The 16,385-nt window shown below is 42.5% G+C and carries 12 protein-coding genes and 1 other RNA gene; 5 read left to right on the top strand and 8 right to left on the bottom strand.

The features are described from left to right. Positions 1 to 14 precede the first annotated feature (14 nt). The 5 genes from ssrA to K6I41_RS14780 form a co-directional block, all read right to left on the bottom strand. Positions 15 to 373, bottom strand: a transfer-messenger RNA (tmRNA) gene (ssrA, locus tag K6I41_RS14760). A gap of 160 nt (positions 374 to 533) precedes the next feature. After that, positions 534 to 2,519 (bottom strand): gamma-glutamyltransferase, encoded by a 1,986-nt coding sequence (ggt, locus tag K6I41_RS14765; RefSeq protein WP_250374693.1) that lies wholly within the window; start codon positions 2,517 to 2,519, stop codon positions 534 to 536. Between the two features lie 303 nt (positions 2,520 to 2,822). After that, the gene (locus K6I41_RS14770) at positions 2,823 to 4,349 is read right to left on the bottom strand and encodes a DHA2 family efflux MFS transporter permease subunit (RefSeq protein ID WP_107881053.1); all 1,527 of its coding nucleotides are present in this window, start codon (positions 4,347 to 4,349) and stop codon (positions 2,823 to 2,825) included. Positions 4,350 to 4,355: 6 nt separating this feature from the next. Continuing rightward, complete coding sequence (locus K6I41_RS14775) at positions 4,356 to 5,507, bottom strand: EmrA/EmrK family multidrug efflux transporter periplasmic adaptor subunit (protein WP_250374694.1); 1,152 nt, start codon at positions 5,505 to 5,507, stop codon at positions 4,356 to 4,358. A 268-nt stretch (positions 5,508 to 5,775) separates the two neighbouring features. Further along, the gene (locus K6I41_RS14780; RefSeq protein ID WP_250374695.1) at positions 5,776 to 6,273 is read right to left on the bottom strand and encodes a thioesterase family protein; all 498 of its coding nucleotides are present in this window, start codon (positions 6,271 to 6,273) and stop codon (positions 5,776 to 5,778) included. Positions 6,274 to 6,415: 142 nt separating this feature from the next. Between K6I41_RS14780 and hemB the strand changes: the two genes are divergently transcribed. Both hemB and K6I41_RS14790 read left to right on the top strand, forming a co-directional pair. Continuing rightward, complete coding sequence (gene hemB, locus K6I41_RS14785) at positions 6,416 to 7,429, top strand: porphobilinogen synthase (protein ID WP_004794101.1); 1,014 nt, start codon at positions 6,416 to 6,418, stop codon at positions 7,427 to 7,429. A gap of 25 nt (positions 7,430 to 7,454) precedes the next feature. Further along, complete coding sequence (locus K6I41_RS14790) at positions 7,455 to 8,570, top strand: NAD(P)/FAD-dependent oxidoreductase (protein WP_250374696.1); 1,116 nt, start codon at positions 7,455 to 7,457, stop codon at positions 8,568 to 8,570. On the opposite strand, the gene K6I41_RS14795 is transcribed toward K6I41_RS14790, so the two are convergent. Next, entirely contained in the window at positions 8,562 to 9,467 is a 906-nt protein-coding gene (locus tag K6I41_RS14795) for a TIGR01777 family oxidoreductase (RefSeq protein ID WP_250374697.1), read from the bottom strand. The genes K6I41_RS14790 and K6I41_RS14795 overlap by 9 nt on opposite strands. An 83-nt stretch (positions 9,468 to 9,550) precedes the next feature. Further along, on the bottom strand, positions 9,551 to 10,003 hold the full coding sequence (locus K6I41_RS14800) for an ABZJ_00895 family protein (protein WP_250374698.1): 453 nt from the start codon (positions 10,001 to 10,003) through the stop codon (positions 9,551 to 9,553). A gap of 374 nt (positions 10,004 to 10,377) precedes the next feature. Between K6I41_RS14800 and K6I41_RS14805 the strand changes: the two genes are divergently transcribed. Then, on the top strand, positions 10,378 to 10,755 hold the full coding sequence (locus tag K6I41_RS14805; RefSeq protein ID WP_151761026.1) for a VOC family protein: 378 nt from the start codon (positions 10,378 to 10,380) through the stop codon (positions 10,753 to 10,755). Positions 10,756 to 10,829: 74 nt separating this feature from the next. Here K6I41_RS14805 and K6I41_RS14810 read toward each other — a convergent pair whose 3' ends face one another. Further along, complete coding sequence (locus tag K6I41_RS14810) at positions 10,830 to 11,303, bottom strand: OsmC family protein (protein WP_250374699.1); 474 nt, start codon at positions 11,301 to 11,303, stop codon at positions 10,830 to 10,832. 164 nt (positions 11,304 to 11,467) lie between these two features. Between K6I41_RS14810 and K6I41_RS14815 the strand changes: the two genes are divergently transcribed. Both K6I41_RS14815 and K6I41_RS14820 read left to right on the top strand, forming a co-directional pair. Then, a complete protein-coding gene (locus K6I41_RS14815) occupies positions 11,468 to 12,736 on the top strand; it encodes an exonuclease SbcCD subunit D (protein ID WP_250374700.1) in 1,269 nt (422 codons plus the stop codon). Between the two features lie 9 nt (positions 12,737 to 12,745). Further along, positions 12,746 to 16,342, top strand: coding sequence for an AAA family ATPase (locus K6I41_RS14820; RefSeq protein ID WP_250374701.1), 3,597 nt, complete (start codon positions 12,746 to 12,748; stop codon positions 16,340 to 16,342). Positions 16,343 to 16,385: the final 43 nt, after the last annotated feature.

Raw genomic sequence — 16,385 nt, forward strand, 5'->3', positions numbered from 1 at the left:
CTTTTCACGAATTTTGGTGGAGATGGCGGGAGTTGAACCCGCGTCCGCCAGCATTACGCTCGAGAATACTACATGCTTAGATATCGTCTATTGTTTTAACACCTTGTGACCCGACGAACAGGGTACAAGTTGCGATCCTCTAAGTTTGGTATAAAGCCCCGAGGCTTGACTCTATACGGACTTGTGTGCGTGCGCTACGGTCGGGTTCCTAAACCACAAGTATTCTAGGAAGCGGACAAACTGCCCTTAGGCAGCTAGAGCGTAAGTTTCGTCGTTTGCGACTAAAATATGCAAATTTGATTTACGAGAGAAAATGCGCTCTCGGCATGCATCTATGAGTTTCATCACCAGCGTCGAAGCCAATAACATCCCCATGAATGTCTGAACATCATAGCATAACTAAAATAAAATACTGTGCATTTTATCAACAGTCTGCTACTGATGAACATATTTACATAATTGAGTGTCTTTTGTTTTTTTCAAGGGCCACATAAAAAAGCTGCCAAAAATGACAGCTTTTTTTAGAGTTGGGTCTATAAAGCACCATTGCCTAACACAATACCTTCACGGCGTGGGTCTACCCCACCTGCGTATTTACTCTGATTATTAATATTTACTTTCATAATCGTTGAAATACCGCTGGTTTGCGCAGTATTGGCAACGCCATGCCCTTTCGCCTTTAAGCCTTCAATCAAATCAAGCAAAGAAAGCTGCACATTCGAGCTATCAACATTGGTGTTTTTGCTATTGGTCGCACCAAAGTTAACAAGCGAGGTCGCCTGCTGAGCGTTTAAGTTCCAATCCAATGCCCCCACCAAAGTTTTAACTACATATTGAATGATCGTACCGCCACCTGGTGAACCTGTTGCCATGTAAAACTCATCTGGCGTGGTGCCTTTAAACACTAAAGTTGGCGCCATGGTACTTCTTGGGCGTTTGCCACCTTCCACACGGTTAGCAACCAGTGCTCCCGTGCTGTCTAGCGGATTCGCACTAAAGTCAGTTAACTGGTTTGACAGCAAGAAACCATCCACCATGTGGAATGAGCCCATGCTCGATTCAACAGTCGATGTCATTGAAACCACATTGCCATAGGCATCTACAATCGTGAACTGAGTTGTTCCGTGTTCAACAGTGGTGTCAACACCCGAAGCTGGGTTGAAATTACCCGCTGGCGCAACGCCCATACTTTGGTTTGGATTAATTAGTGCTGCACGTTGTTTCAGGTAGTTTTTATCAATAAAGCTTGGAATGCCTTGTGCTGGTAAAGCGACAAAGTCAGTATCTGCCACATATTTATCACGGTCGGCGTAGGCTAAACGTTCTGCCTCAGACACTAAATGTACGCCCATCACATCGGGTACACCGCCTTCATTTTCAGGGTTTTTAGGTGGATACAGCGACATATCAAAGTTTTCTAAAATACCCAACGTTTGCGCAACCGCAATCCCGCCCGAAGATGGAGGCGGCATGGTACACACATAGTAACGGTCACGATACGTCGTACAAATCGGGTCGCGTTTTTTAACCTGATAGTTCGATAAATCCTGCAAGGTCATCAAGCTTGGCGTAATTGGAGTTCGTGCGGGGTCATCCCCTAACGTCTGTCCTGCTTTTGCCACAATCGCTTGGGCAATTGGACCAGTATGCAGCGCATTTGCACCTTGCGTGGCAAGTGCTTCTAGGGTTTTTGCGTAAGCTTTATTGGTCATAGTCTCACCCACTTTACGAGGTGAACCATCTGGGTAGAAATAGGTTGCCATTGCATTTGCATCAAGCGCTAAGCTGTTGGCATTGCTTGCAATTGCGTCTGCCAAACGCCCCGGAATACGAAAACCATTGTCAGCCAAACCAATCGCTTCGCCAAAAAGCTGGTTCCACTTGAGTTTGCCATGTTCTTGTTGTGCTTGTTCAAGCAAGCGCATCACTCCCGGCACACCAATCGAGCGGCCACTACGGCGGGCACTTGGTACAGGTGCTGGTGAATTTGGGTCATATATATCTTGGCGAATTAAATAATATTCGTTGGCTGCGGCTGGTGCGGTTTCACGGCCATCGTAAGCAGTAACTTTTTTGGTTTTAGCATCGTAATACATCATAAAACCACTACCAGCAATGGTGCTCGATTGTGGCTCGACTAAACCCAACACCGCTTGTACCGCAACGGCAGCATCGACTGCACTACCGCCTGCTCTTAAAACATCACAACCCGCTTTTACCGCAAGTGGCGTGTTTGCCACCACCATATATTTATCTGCGTATTTAACCGTGTTACCGAGTCTATAACCCGATGCACCCTCAGGTGCTGCTGGGTCACCATTTTGGTTTGAACCGACCACCACGTTTGAACCGTCTTGTGCCAGTTTGCTACAACTGGTGGGGTCATTATCTACAATTAAATTGGGTGGGGTTGTATTTGAATCATCCTTGGGCTGATCTGACGAGGAGTCATCTCCACATCCTTGTAATAAACCGACTGCTAATAAACTACTGAACAAAAATGAATATCTTTTATTCACGTGATAACTCCAATATATACGCCTGCCTATCCATGCAATTGCCATGCAAGCTTCTTTGTTTTCAGGTATTAAGTTTTTTTAATCTTTGATAAAAATAAGGTTTTATAATATTGAATGTTTAAGGGCGTTTTTTCCTGTGCCCTGTATTAAGCCTCCTTGCTTGATATTACACGCTTTTATATTTGATCTGCCCGATTCTGGCATGCTTTATTTAGTGAAATACAGGCAAAAACTACCATTTATAGACTCGCTCTATTTTTTAATAGATCTAAAAAAGCACCTCCGAAGAGATGCTTTTTGTGTTTAGTGAGATGGCATTCCGCTGACATCTCCTTTGGGTTTCGGACACAGCCAAATGACCAGCCCCGCAAAAACAAACACCATTGCAAACAGCAAAAATACATGGTTTGCCGACATGGTAATCGCTTCTTTATCAACGAGGTTTGAAATAATGCCTAAGGTTGAGTCAGCCGAAAAACCATTTTGTGCAAGGTTATTTTGAACTTCAGCAGTATTTAGGTTTGACACCATTTCACTTCGTGCAACTTTGGCATGGTCGTCCCACACGGTCACTGCAATTGAGGCACCAATCGCCCCTGCCATAGTTCTTAAAAAGTTCATAAGACCTGCAGCAGATGCAATCTCTTGCTGGAGTACCGAACCAAGTGCAATATTCGACAGTGGAATAAAGAAGAATGGTACAGCAAAACCTTGCAGGATCTGCGGCCAAGCCAGTGCCATAAAGTCGGCGTCTGTGGTCCAGAATGCCCGCATTAAGGTCACACCACCCAGCAATATCAAACCGAAACTCGCTAGTGCCCGTGGGTCATGTTTAGTCGAAAGCTTTGCCACAATTGGTGACATGGTCAAACTACCAAAGCCCATGGTTGCGGTTAAATAACCGGCCCACGTGGCGGTGTATGAAAGGTTCATTTGTAGCCACTGTGGAATCAGTACAATACTACCAAAGAACGCGCCAAAGCCGAGCGACAAGGCCAGTACCGAAATTGCAAAGCCCCTATGCCTAAAGACTTTGACGTCCACGACGGGGTGTTTGTCGGTCAGCTCCCATATGAGGAACACCACAAAGCCTATGGCGGCAGTCAGGCCTAACACCACAATGCTGGTGCTATTAAACCAGTCACGTTCGTGCCCCAAATCGAGCATGAGCTGTAGCGCGCCAATCCACAAAATCAACAGACCTAAACCGACGGTATCGATTCTTAAAGAAATCGTTTCTGTTTCGGCTGGTTTAAGCAAACGGATTGCCGCTAAAACACAAACAATACCAACAGGTATGTTAATAAAGAAAATCCAGTGCCAAGACAGGTTATCACTAATCAAACCACCCAGAATTGGTCCTAAAATTGGCCCAACGACGGTCGTCATTGCCCATAGGCCCATCGCCTGCGCATGCTTTTCTTGAGGGAAAATACGCATCAGCAAAGTTTGGCTGAGTGGCATGAGCGGGCCACCACATAGACCTTGTCCAATACGGAAAAACACCAACATGCCTAACGAGTTTGCTAGGCCGCACAAGAAAGAAAAAATAGTGAAACCAATCAGGCCAAAAATAAAAACCCGAACCGTACCAAAGCGCCCTGCAAGCCAACCCGTTAAAGGTACACAAATCGCTTCTGCAACAGCATACGACGTAACAACCCATGTGCCTTGTGTACTTGAAACAGCAAGGTTACCGGTAATGTGTGGTACAGATACGTTGGCAATGGTCGTATCGAGCACGACCATAAAGTTCGACAAGGCAATAACAAACGCTGCCAGTATTAAACGGCCACCGCTTAGTTCGGCAAAAGGTGTTTGCGTTTTCATAAGCGTTTACTTCGCAGATAAGTCGACTTTTGCTTCCATCGACAAGCCAACACGCAGTGGGTGTTCAGCAAGTTCTTTCGGGTCAAGTGCAATACGAACCGGTAAGCGTTGAACTACTTTAATCCAGTTACCTGTTGCGTTTTGAGCCGGAATTAAGGCAAAGGCAGAGCCTGTACCACCAGAGAAGCCCATCACTTTGCCGTGATATTCAACATCGTCGCCATATAAATCTGAAGTAAGCGTAACGATTTGACCCGGACGGACTTTTTTCAACTGACTTTCTTTAAAGTTCGCGTCTACATATAAATCATTCAGCGGCACAATCATCATCATGCTGGTGCCCGGTGCAACACGTTGCCCCACTTGAATGTTACGACGTGTCACCACACCATCAACTGGCGCACGAATCACGGTACGTTCTAAATCAAGCTGAGCTTGTTCAACATGCGCCTGTGCAACTTGTACATCAGGTGTTGAAACTTCGCTTACACCCTGAATTAACGCTTCGTTTGCAGCTAAGGTACTTTCGGCAGCTTTACGGCTTGAAGACGCTTGCGCTAAACCAGCTTTAGCAAGCTCTAGACCTGCTTTGGCTGTTTCAACTGCACTTTGTGCCTTAGTGAGTTCTTCTTTAGACACTGCACCAGACGCGGCAAGTTGTGCACGGCGATTTAACTCTAAAGCAGCTTTGTCGTAGTCTGCCTGCGCTTGTGCAACCTGTGCTTTAGCGCTGTTAATTTCGTCGTCACGAACCACAACTTGAGAGTTTAAAGAACTACTGTTTGCCGCAGTTTGTTTGTATTGGCGTTTTGCTTTTGCGAGTTCCGCCTCAGCTTGCGCTAATGCAATTTTGGCATCACGGTCATCAATACGAACCAGCACGTCACCACGATGTACCGTTTGGGTATCTTTTACAACAACCTGAGCGACCTGACCGCTCACCATTGAAGTAATTTGCGCGGTTTCAGCACCGACATAAGCATTATCCGTACTCACGGAATGATTTAAAAATAATGCCCAAATTGCATATAAAATAGCGGCGATCAATAAAATCAGCGCAAAAAAACCAAGAAATTTTTTGCGCTTGTTTTGATTGTTGTCATCCGAGGCAGATGTTGTTGGCACTGTTTCTTCTACATTGCTTTGTGCATCAGTCATGGTATGTTCCTAAAGATGAGTTGGCTTTGCCATCAATCTCGCACTACACCTTGTTATAGAGTTTTTATTTTTCTATAAACAAGACATACCGCATTGTCAAAGGAGCTAATTTTAACGCTAAAACCTCATGATATGAGAATAAAAAATTATAACTAATGCGTTCGTTCTAATTAAATTAATGTTTATCTCAAAGTTTTTGTGAAAATTCCTGCTTTTCAAATACTAAAAAAAGCGCACTTGGCGCTTTTTAAATACTTAAATCGGTAACTTAATAGGCGTATGAAGCAATACCCGCAGCAATTGCTTTGCCTTCATCATTGACCATGGTCATGCGCATGGTGCAGCCCTTACGACCTAAACGCAGAACTTCAGCACGGGCAATAAAGTATTTACCACGCCCCGGCGCCAAATAATCGACACGCATGTCGACAGTTGCCAAACGCGATACTTGCTTAATGGTCTCGGTTAGAGTTTCCGGCGTTGAACGACGATATAAGTGTTCCATTGCCACAATACCGCCAATGCTATCGAGCAAGGTTGCAGCAACTCCACCATGCAAAATCTGAAATGCCAGATTGCCAATCAGGTCCGGTTGCATCTCGATATAGCCTTCAATGTGGCCATCTACCACACGCATAATCATTCCACTATGCTTAAAAAAAGGAGAGCTATTAAACGCCTTACATAATTGGTTGAGAACCACAGTTAGGTCAGTTTTTGCACCTAAATGGATGTTCCCAGTCCAATTTTTCTTTTCATCACTCATACATTGCCTAAATTTAAAAGCATGATAAACACCCATAATTTTGTACAAATCCAGCATTATGGGGCTACAATACAGCAGTCGGTTGACAGTAATGGAATATCCGCCAACCTATCCTAGTGTAATACCGAACATCGAGATTGTTATGACTTATACGTTCAATCGTCCTGCATTTCCAGCCACTCGCATGCGCCGTATCCGTAAAAATGACCAGTTGCGTGCGATGGTCAGCGAAACACAGCTCACTACCAATCACTTGATTTATCCAGTATTTGTATTACCGGGACAAAATCAGACCCAAGATATTCCAAGTATGCCAAACATTCAGCGTTTGTCGGCAGATTTGTTACTGAAAAAAGCTGAAAGACTTCTGGAATTGGGTGTATCAAAACTGGCTCTTTTTCCAGTTACCCCGCAAGAAGATAAAAGCCTCACCGCAGAAGCTGCATGGCATGAAGATGGTTTAGTTCAAACCACTTGCCGTTTACTTAAAAAAGAATTACCAGAAATGGTGTTAATCACTGATGGTGCCCTTGACCCTTACACGACTCATGGTCAAGATGGCATTATTGATGAAACAGGCTATGTGCTGAATGACGAGACTGTAGAGTGCTTGATTAAACAAGCGTTAAGTCACGCAGAAGCAGGTGCCGAAGTAATTGCACCAAGTGACATGATGGATGGCCGCATTGGTGCGATTCGTCAAGCTTTAGAAGCCAATGGTCACATCTACACCAACATCATGGCCTACTCTGCGAAATATGCGTCTAGCTTCTATGGTCCGTTCCGTGATGCTGTTGGCTCTGCATCCAACCTAAAAGGTGGTAATAAATATAACTACCAGATGGACTTTGCCAACCGTGCCGAAGCATTACATGAAATCGCGCTTGATATTCAAGAAGGCGCCGACATGGTGATTGTAAAACCGGGCATGCCATATCTGGATGTGGTACGTGAAGTGAAAGATACCTTTGGTGTTCCAACCTTCATTTATCAAGTAAGTGGTGAATACGCCATGTTAGCGGGCGCAATTCAAAATGGCTGGTTATCAGATTCAGTGATTTTAGAATCACTCATGTGCTGCCGCCGCGCTGGTGCAGACGGGATCTGGACTTACTTTGCAGAAACCGCTGCTGAAAAACTCAAGGAAATGAACTAAGTTCGCAGAGAAAGGATAACACTGCATGCATATTGCAATTATTGGCGCGGGCATAAGTGGATTAATGTCTGCGCTGGAGTTGGTTGAACAAGGCTGTACCATCAGCATTTTTGATCAACAACAAGCGGGACAAGCAGCCTCTTGGGCTGGCGGAGGCATTCTCTCTCCGATGTACCCGTGGCGCTATGTGCATGCAGTGAACCAACTTGCCCAATTTGGCAAGGCCTCTTATCAAGCATGGAACCAAAAGCTCTACCCTGTTACAGGAATTGATTTTGAAATTCATGACACAGGCATGCTGATTTTTGATGAAGAAGATTTTGACGTTGGGCTTTCCTACGCCGAGCAGCATCAAGAACCGATGCAACGCTGTGAATATTTACAGCGCGATGCCCTAGAACAAGTTAATCCGCATATTTCCGATCAGTTTCAAGAAGCGATTTATTTCCCTGAACTATCTAATATTCGTAACCCTCGCGTATTACAGTCTCTCATTAGTTATTTAAAACAACATCCAAATGTTGAGTTTTTTGAACACGCTGCTGTTAAAAAACTAATTCAACAAGGTGATGTGATACAGGCGCTACAAACCGAAGATGGCCGCAAACATACAGCAGATCATTTTGTAATAGCTTCGGGTGCTTGGAGCCATTACTGGAACTCACAATTACAACTCGACATTCCAGTCGAACCTGTTCAAGGTCAAATGCTGTTATTTAAAACCCCTACTCACTGGCTACCGACCATGTGTATGAATCAAGTGATGTATTTGATTCCACGTATGGACGGGCATATTGTCTGTGGGTCTAGCATGGCACATCGTGGTTTTGACACTTCTACCGACGAAACGACTCAGCACAATATTTTAGAAGCATGTTTAGAAATGGTGCCTGAACTGGCCGATTTCCCGATCGTACAGCGCTGGGCAGGCCTAAGACCAAGCTCACCAAATGGCGTTCCCTATATTGGCAAAATGCCTGAAATGGATAACCTGTGGGCAAACTTTGGTCATTTTAGAAATGGTTTGTGTATGGGCGCAGGCTCTGCGCAATTGCTCCGTCAGCTTATGCTGGATCAACCGACATTAGTTGATGCCAAAGCATATTCTCCAGAGCGTTTGCAAAATAAAATCTTAGTCTGAGGCGAGTATATTCTCTAAACCCATTTTTAACTGAGGATAAGCAAACTCAAATCCTTCTGCTTGCAGGGCTGCGGGTTTAACGTATTGGCCATTTAAAATCAATTGCGACTGTTCCCCTAACAAACAACGGAAAACCGTGCTCGGCGCTGACAATATTGGTTTCTTATTTAAAACTTCTGCTGCTTGTTCAACAAAAGCTTTTTGAGTCACATTTTCTGGTGCCACGACATTGTGAATTTGAGCAGATTGAGGATGCTTAAATATAAACTCGATTGCGTTTAACACATCGTCAATATGTACCCACACCACAGGCTGACGACCATGACCAATTTGACCCACTAAATTGAGTCGAATAGGAAATAACATTTTAGGCAAAATGCCACCGCCCAGCCCAAACACTACACCTAAGCGAATAATTTTAGTGTTTTGCTGAGTATCTGTTAAAGCTGCTTGTTCCCACTCTTGGCAAAGTCGAGACATAAAAATAGGCTGTGGCGAGCTTTGTTCAGTGCACGCCTCTACCCACTTTTCTTGATCGTCTATACCGTAATAACCAATTGCGGAGCCAGAGACAATTACTTCGGGGAAAATTTGAGATTGCTTGAGCCACGCATACAATTTTCGGGTCGTATTTACACGGCTTTCAATGAGTTGTTTTTTACGTGACTCGGTCCAGCGTTTCTCGCCAATATTTGCACCTGCCAAATTCACCACATAATCAATTTGATGGGTTGAGATATCTTCAAACTTTTGTACCCACTGTAAGGCAGGATGGTCAGATGTCTTCCCAGCCTGCCGTGTTACAGCAATCACATTATAATTTTTTTGTAGTAGGAACTTAATTAAGTGCGTTCCGATAAAACCACTAGCACCCGTGATTAATACATTCTTATTCATATTTCCTCCTAAGCTGAGGACAACTGTTTTATTTCATTATATAAGACTCATTTATATTTAATCGTAGCTGTTTTTGTAGTGATCTATTGCACATTCAACATTTTGTCAGCCATGCGCTGTGCCTGTTTGCCATAAAACCAGTAGGTAATTAAATAAAGCGGAATAGCCAGCATTAAAATCATAATGACCATGATACTTAAGAACTGAGGCTGCTTGAGATAAAGCATAAAGTTTTGCAAAATCTCTGGGTTTTGTCTTGAAAATAAAAACAAACCAAATAAAACACCGCATAAGTTATAGCCCCAAAATATGAGGGTAAACCCTAAAGTAAATTTCTTTTTTTCTTGTACAGTCGGAGCACGGCGTTCTTTCTTTAAAAATCTAAATAAGACAAAAATCATTGCGCCTAAATATGGAACGGCTGTTAAAATACCACCTACACTCGCTGGCAATAGTGCTGCAACAACGCCTACAATTAAGGTAAGTATGATGCATATAGCAAAAAACCAGAGAAAGTAAGAACGTAATTTGGTCATATTTTTGCCTAATTTATGGGTTCAAAAAATAATTATAAATTTTTTTCGATTTTTTTTCATTTTTCTGTCAACCAATCCGAATCTCTTGACGTTATATAGAGTAACAAGGTCGCAGCAACCGAATACTTCCTTTGCACGGCATCCGCAAATTTGTTTCGGTGACCTTTCATTACGACTCTTTCTTCCTTCAGATTAGGTTTTGTTAGCAGCCAAACCCTTGATGAAGTCTTTGACCGACGATTCTCTCATCACTCGAATCGTCGGTTTTTATTTTCTAGCACGTTCATTTTACGCTCAACGTACACAATCGTTATTTCATAGCTATGAAAGCCATGCGTATACTTTTTACACCATAAAAATATGTTTTAAATAATATGAACAACATTGCCTATTTTGAAATCCAGTCTTCAAACCCTGCTCGCGACGCGCAGTTTTATCAAGCTGTGTTCGGTTGGCAATTTAAATTAGATCCAAACTTACCGATTGAATACTACCGTATTGAAACACCATCAATCATGGGCGGCCTTTTAAAACGTCCCGCCCAAACCCCGCCAATGGAATATGGCACCAATGCATTTACCTGTTCAGTTCATGTGGAAAACTTCGATGAAGTTGCTGCAAAAATTTTAGCGCAAGGTGGTATTGTGGCGATGGATAAATTCGCTATTCCCGGTCGCGCTTGGCATGGCTATTTTGTCGATTTAGATCACAACGTTTTTGGTATTTTTCAAGTCGATGAAAATGCAGCTTAAAGATCTTATTTAACGACTCTATTTATTTTTAATTTATAGCCACCGCCTTTTTATCGGTGGCTATTTCATATTGATTATTCAGCAAAGCTAAAACTGGCTTCACATGTAATTGGGAAATTCACCGAATTGGCAATCATGCATTCATGATGCGCTTCTTCATGCAATTTTGCTGCAAGCGCTTGGTCAGCACCTTTTTCCAAAACAATCTCTGGTCTTAAAATAATTTGGGTAAAGTGACCACGTTTAACTGGATCTGCATCCTCCATAAACCCCAGTGCATGGTCGACATAACTCACAACGTGAATATGATTGACTGCACATAGGTGTAAATACCAAAGCTTATGACAAGCTGAAGCTGATGCAACCAATAAATCTTCTGGGTTCCATCTGGTCACATCACCTAAATAGGCTGGGTCTGAAGAACCTTGAATCGTGGCCTTTTGCGGATGCTGAATACTAAAGTCTCGTTTATATGAACGATAAGATGAAGTGCCTGTGCCCGTATTGCCTTCCCACTGTATTTTTACTTCGTATTCATGAATGCTCATTTTGTTCTCAAAGTTCATGGTTTGACCTGATAGTAACAAAGCAGGGTTTAAAAGGAACAATTTAATTCAGTTTTTACGGCTGGCTTAAATAACGAGCACTTTAAAATGTCTTGATAAAATCTCCTGCCAATTTATGCTAACGTATCTGTGTTTATTTTGGCTTGATGTCTGTTTCTATGTCCGTACATTTTCTACATACTTCTGACTGGCATTTGGGACAGTTTTTTTATAATCATTCACGCCACTACGAACACCAACAATTTTTAAGCTGGTTACTCACTCAAATACAAGAAAAACAACCGCATGCCCTGCTCATTGCTGGCGATATTTTTGATGTGATTAACCCAGGTTCTCAAGCACAAAAACAACTCTACCAATTTTTAGCAGATGCGCACCGTATTGCCCCACACATGCAAACGCTCATGATTGCAGGTAACCATGACTCAGGCTATCGGATTGAACAGGTCGAGCCACTGTTAGAAAAATACAATGCAAAAACCGTGGGTGTAGTTCGCTGGAATGAAGATAAAACTCTAGATCTCGATCGACTACTTTTACCTATTTATAACCGAAATCAAGATATTGTAGCATGGTGCCTTGCCCTGCCTTTTTTACGTTCAGCCGAAATTACGGGCTTTAATGAACATACCACCAACAGCAAAAATGCGATTGCCTATTTGCACCAACAACTCATTGCTGAAGCCAAACGTCGTAAAACACCAGACCAAGCGCTTATTTTGATGTCACATGCCCACATGCAAGGTGGGGAAACATCCGACTCTGAACGTCCAATCATTATTGGTAATGAAGAAGCTCTTTCAACGACTTTGTTTGAAGATGCAGTCGACTACGTGGCTTTAGGGCATTTGCATAAGCCACAAAAAGTAGGCCAGCCGCATATCCGTTATAGTGGCTCGCCTATTCCGCTTTCTTTTAGTGAAATTAACTACAAACATCAAGTGGTAGAGGTCAAAATTGACCCAGCTCAAGAGACAGACAACCGTTTGCAATTTGAAGCTGTAGAAATTCCACGTTGCATACAATTGCACCGTATTCGTGGTGAATTAAACGAAGTATTGCAACAACTCAAAGCGTTGCCAAACGGCGTGATTGAGAATATTGACCACCGTGAATACGTTGATATTGAATATTATAGTTTAACGCCGCCGCAACCTAATTTACGTCAGCAGTTTGAAGCGGCTCTACCGCCTGACCGCTACCGTTTGGTGCGTATTTCACGTCAATATGTGAATAAAGATGCTACCGATTCAAATACCACTCAGCAAATCGCTCTTGAACCGCCAACACCAGAAAAACTCTTTCAAAATATCTGGGAAAAACAAGGTTACAGCGCCGATGATGCTGTCTTAAAAGATTTTCTGAGTCTGGTACAAGAGGCACAAAAAAATCTTGAAAATGATGCAACTCCCTAAGGATATGTCATGAAAATTTTATCCATTCGAATAAAAAATCTGGCATCTCTTTCTGATGAACACTTTATTGATTTTGAAAGTGCGCCCCTCGCCCATGCTGGTCTTATTGCGATTGTGGGAAAAACGGGTGCAGGCAAGTCGACCATTTTAGATGCGATGTGTCTGGCTTTGTTTAATCGGGTTCCTCGCCTTAAAGACAGCGACGGCAAATTAAAAGATGTCGATGGTTCAGAGTTACTCACTAACTCACCTTTGACTGTATTACGCCGTGGTACAGGACATGGTTTTGCGGAACTTTGCTTTATCGCACAAGATCAAAAACGCTATTTGGCACGTTGGGAAATTAAACGTGCGCGTGAAAACCCAAATGGTAAATTACAAAGCGTACAACGGCATTTAAAATGCCTGACCGATGGCGTCGTGCTTGCCGACAAAGCCAAAGCAGTTGATGAAAAAATCAAACAAATTACCCAGCTTTCTTTTGAACAGTTTACTCGTGCGGTATTACTTGCCCAGTCAGAAGTGACCGCATTTTTAAAAGCACGAGACAGCGAACGCGGTGAATTACTCGAGTACCTGACCAACTCCAGCATATTCGCCAAAATTGGTGAGCTGGCTTTTCGTAAAACAGCAGATATTGCAAAGCAGCGTAAACAGCTTGAAGAGTTCTTAGGCCATATCGAAATTTTGTCTGATGAAGAGATTGCTGCATTTACCGAACAATATCAGCAAGCCGAACAAAACCATCAACAGTTAGAACAACAAAAAAATGTCTTAGATAAACAGCAACAATGGTTTGAGCGTAAGGCGAAACTTGAGCAAGAAGTTCAAGCTAAACAGCAACAGTTTCAAACTCAACAAAATCATCATCAACAATTGGCTGGTGAGCGTGAGCAATTAAAACGACTCGAAGTTTTCTCTGAAATACGCCCACAAGTTTTTCAGCAAGCTCAAAATTTACAAACACTACAACAACTTGAGCCTCAAATTCAGCAAGCTCAGACCAAGTTTAATGAGTTGGTACAAATTTTTGAAACGGGACAAAAACAATATCAACTTGCAGAACAACAGCTCAAACAAACGCTGGATTTTGAGCAACAACATCAACAAGCTTTAAATCAAGTTCGACAGTCCATTCAAGAACGCGCATTTATTGCCGATGAATATAAAAAGTGCAAAGAAAAGAAAAATGTACTTGAGCAGAAACTCAGTCCACTGCAACAACAGCAAAACATTGTGCAACAGCAGATTGCACAGCTTGAGCAGAACAAAATTTATTTACAACAGCAGCTTACTCAGACTCAGCAATACGCTGTATTAGACAAAGGACTTTCAGCACATCTACATCAGCTTGGACAATTTATTCAAAATTATGAAGCAGTTGAACAACAGCTTGGAAACCCTACTCTTGCTCGTCAAAAGCTATCGGAAGCTAAAAGTGAACTCGAACAACTGACAGCCTTACTAGGCACAGTTGAACAAATTGATTTAAAACTTGAGCAACAGCGTAAAGATAAAGATCAGAAACTTGCCCAAATCATGCAGTTAGATCTAATTCAGCAAAAAATAAAAATTTATCATGAGCTCTATGCTGAGCTTCAGCAATTCACTGAAAAACATACTCAAACCTCTGCGCAAGAGCAGCAACTTAAAACCGTTTGCCAGTTAGCTGAGCAAGAGTACCAAACAGCAAAAACTGAACGTGAAAAGTTACAGCACGTTTTACAACAGCAGCGTTTATTACACACAGAAAATATCGAAAAATTACGGGCCGATCTTAAAGACGGCGAAGCTTGCTTAGTGTGTGGAAGCACAGATCATCCCTATCGTGTTGATGACAATGCAGTTTCTAAAGCTTTATTCGACTTGCAGCAACAACAAGAGCAACAGGCAGTAGCGTTAGAGCAAACTAAATTTAATACATGGCAAACCCAACAACAAACACTGACCCAGTGTAGTGCCGAGCTTGAACAAGTTCAAAAGTACTTAACTCAACTTACAGCCAAACAATCAAGCTTGCAGCAAGAGCTTGAGCAAGCGTTTAACCTCAATCAATTACACATTGAGCTTAATCAAGCTCCTGAACAAATCTTGCAAACGCTTAACGAACTCAGACAAGCCGCGCAAACTGCCATAAATTCATTTGACTCAGAAAACTTTCGCTTAACCCAAGCGATAAAACAACATAATCAATTTGTTCAAGCTATTCAGCATAATGAAAGCTTGCTCAATACGGCACAGCAATGGCAACAACAAGTTCAACATATTGTTGAGTGTTTATCGGAAACTGAACAACACGCATGGCAGCAAGCAAGTAGCCAAACAGCTAAGCAGACTTGGACTATTCTTGATGCACGCGCCAAGCAACTTGAGCAACAAGAACAGCTTGCACAGCGTTTTGAACAGCAGCAACAAGAACTTAAAATGTTAGTTGCCAATCTTGAGCAATTAACCAAGCAAATTGATGAGATCGATCAAAATCTCAAAGAGATTACGCTTAAAGGCCAACAAAATAATGAAAAAGCGGTGTCACTCATTCAACAAATGACAGGCCATGGTGATATTAAACCGCACGAATGGTTAATTGAGCACGACGCTAAACGTCAGCAGCAACAAACGGCGTATCATGAAGCTAAACAACGCTTCGAACAAACTAGACAGCACTTTGAGCAGCAAAAACAAGCGCTCGATCAACTTAAACATCAACATCAACACACTGCGGGGCAGCAGCAGCAGGTTGATGAGCAAATTCAAAACTGGTTAAAGGCCCATGCTGATTTTCAAGCATCTGATCTTACAGTGCTCATGCAAATTAATTCAGCCCAAGAACAAGACATTCGTAACCGACTTAATCATGCCGAGCGTTTATTAAGTGAAGCCTCATCTGCCCTTAAGACCATGCAAGAGCAATTAAGTGAGCATTTACAAACTCAGCCAGATATTGAACATGAAAAGCTTGTTAACCTTATTCAAAACAATATTGCACAGCTTAAAGCACAGCTTGAAGTACGTGATCGACTGAAGCTTAAGCTCGAAGTGCACCAACAAAACCTTGCCAAACAGCAGCAATACGCCGAGCAAATTCAAAACATTCACCAAGAAGAACATCGCTGGAGCAAAATTTCAGGTCTAATAGGTGATGCCAAAGGAAAAGAGTTCCGTGATTATGCGCAGCAATATCACCTAGATATTTTAGTTGAACATGCTAACCAGCAACTGGCGATGCTTTCTCAACGTTACACGTTAAAACGTCTAGAGCAATCGTTAAGTCTTGCGATTATTGACCATGATATGGATGGAGAAACCCGCTCTGTTGCATCTTTATCTGGCGGTGAATCATTCTTAACTGCCCTTGCCTTGTCTTTAGCCATTGCCAATATGGCCTCAGGTTCAATGAAAATTGAATCTCTATTTATTGATGAAGGCTTTGGTACTTTGGATGCTTCGTCTTTGCATATGGTTATGAATGCTTTAGATCAGTTGCAAAATCAGGGGCGCCAAGTCATTCTCATTTCACACATTCAAGAAATGCATGAGCGTATTCCTGTACAAATTCAGGTGAAACCACTTGGTGCTGGCGCAAGTACAATTGAAGTCGTAGGCTAATTTATTAGGATTTCATATCTTATACTTGATTGAATCTTATAGA

Origin of the sequence: Acinetobacter sp. AS23, assembly GCF_023612055.1 — a bacterium.
Classification (GTDB): domain Bacteria; phylum Pseudomonadota; class Gammaproteobacteria; order Pseudomonadales; family Moraxellaceae; genus Acinetobacter; species Acinetobacter oleivorans.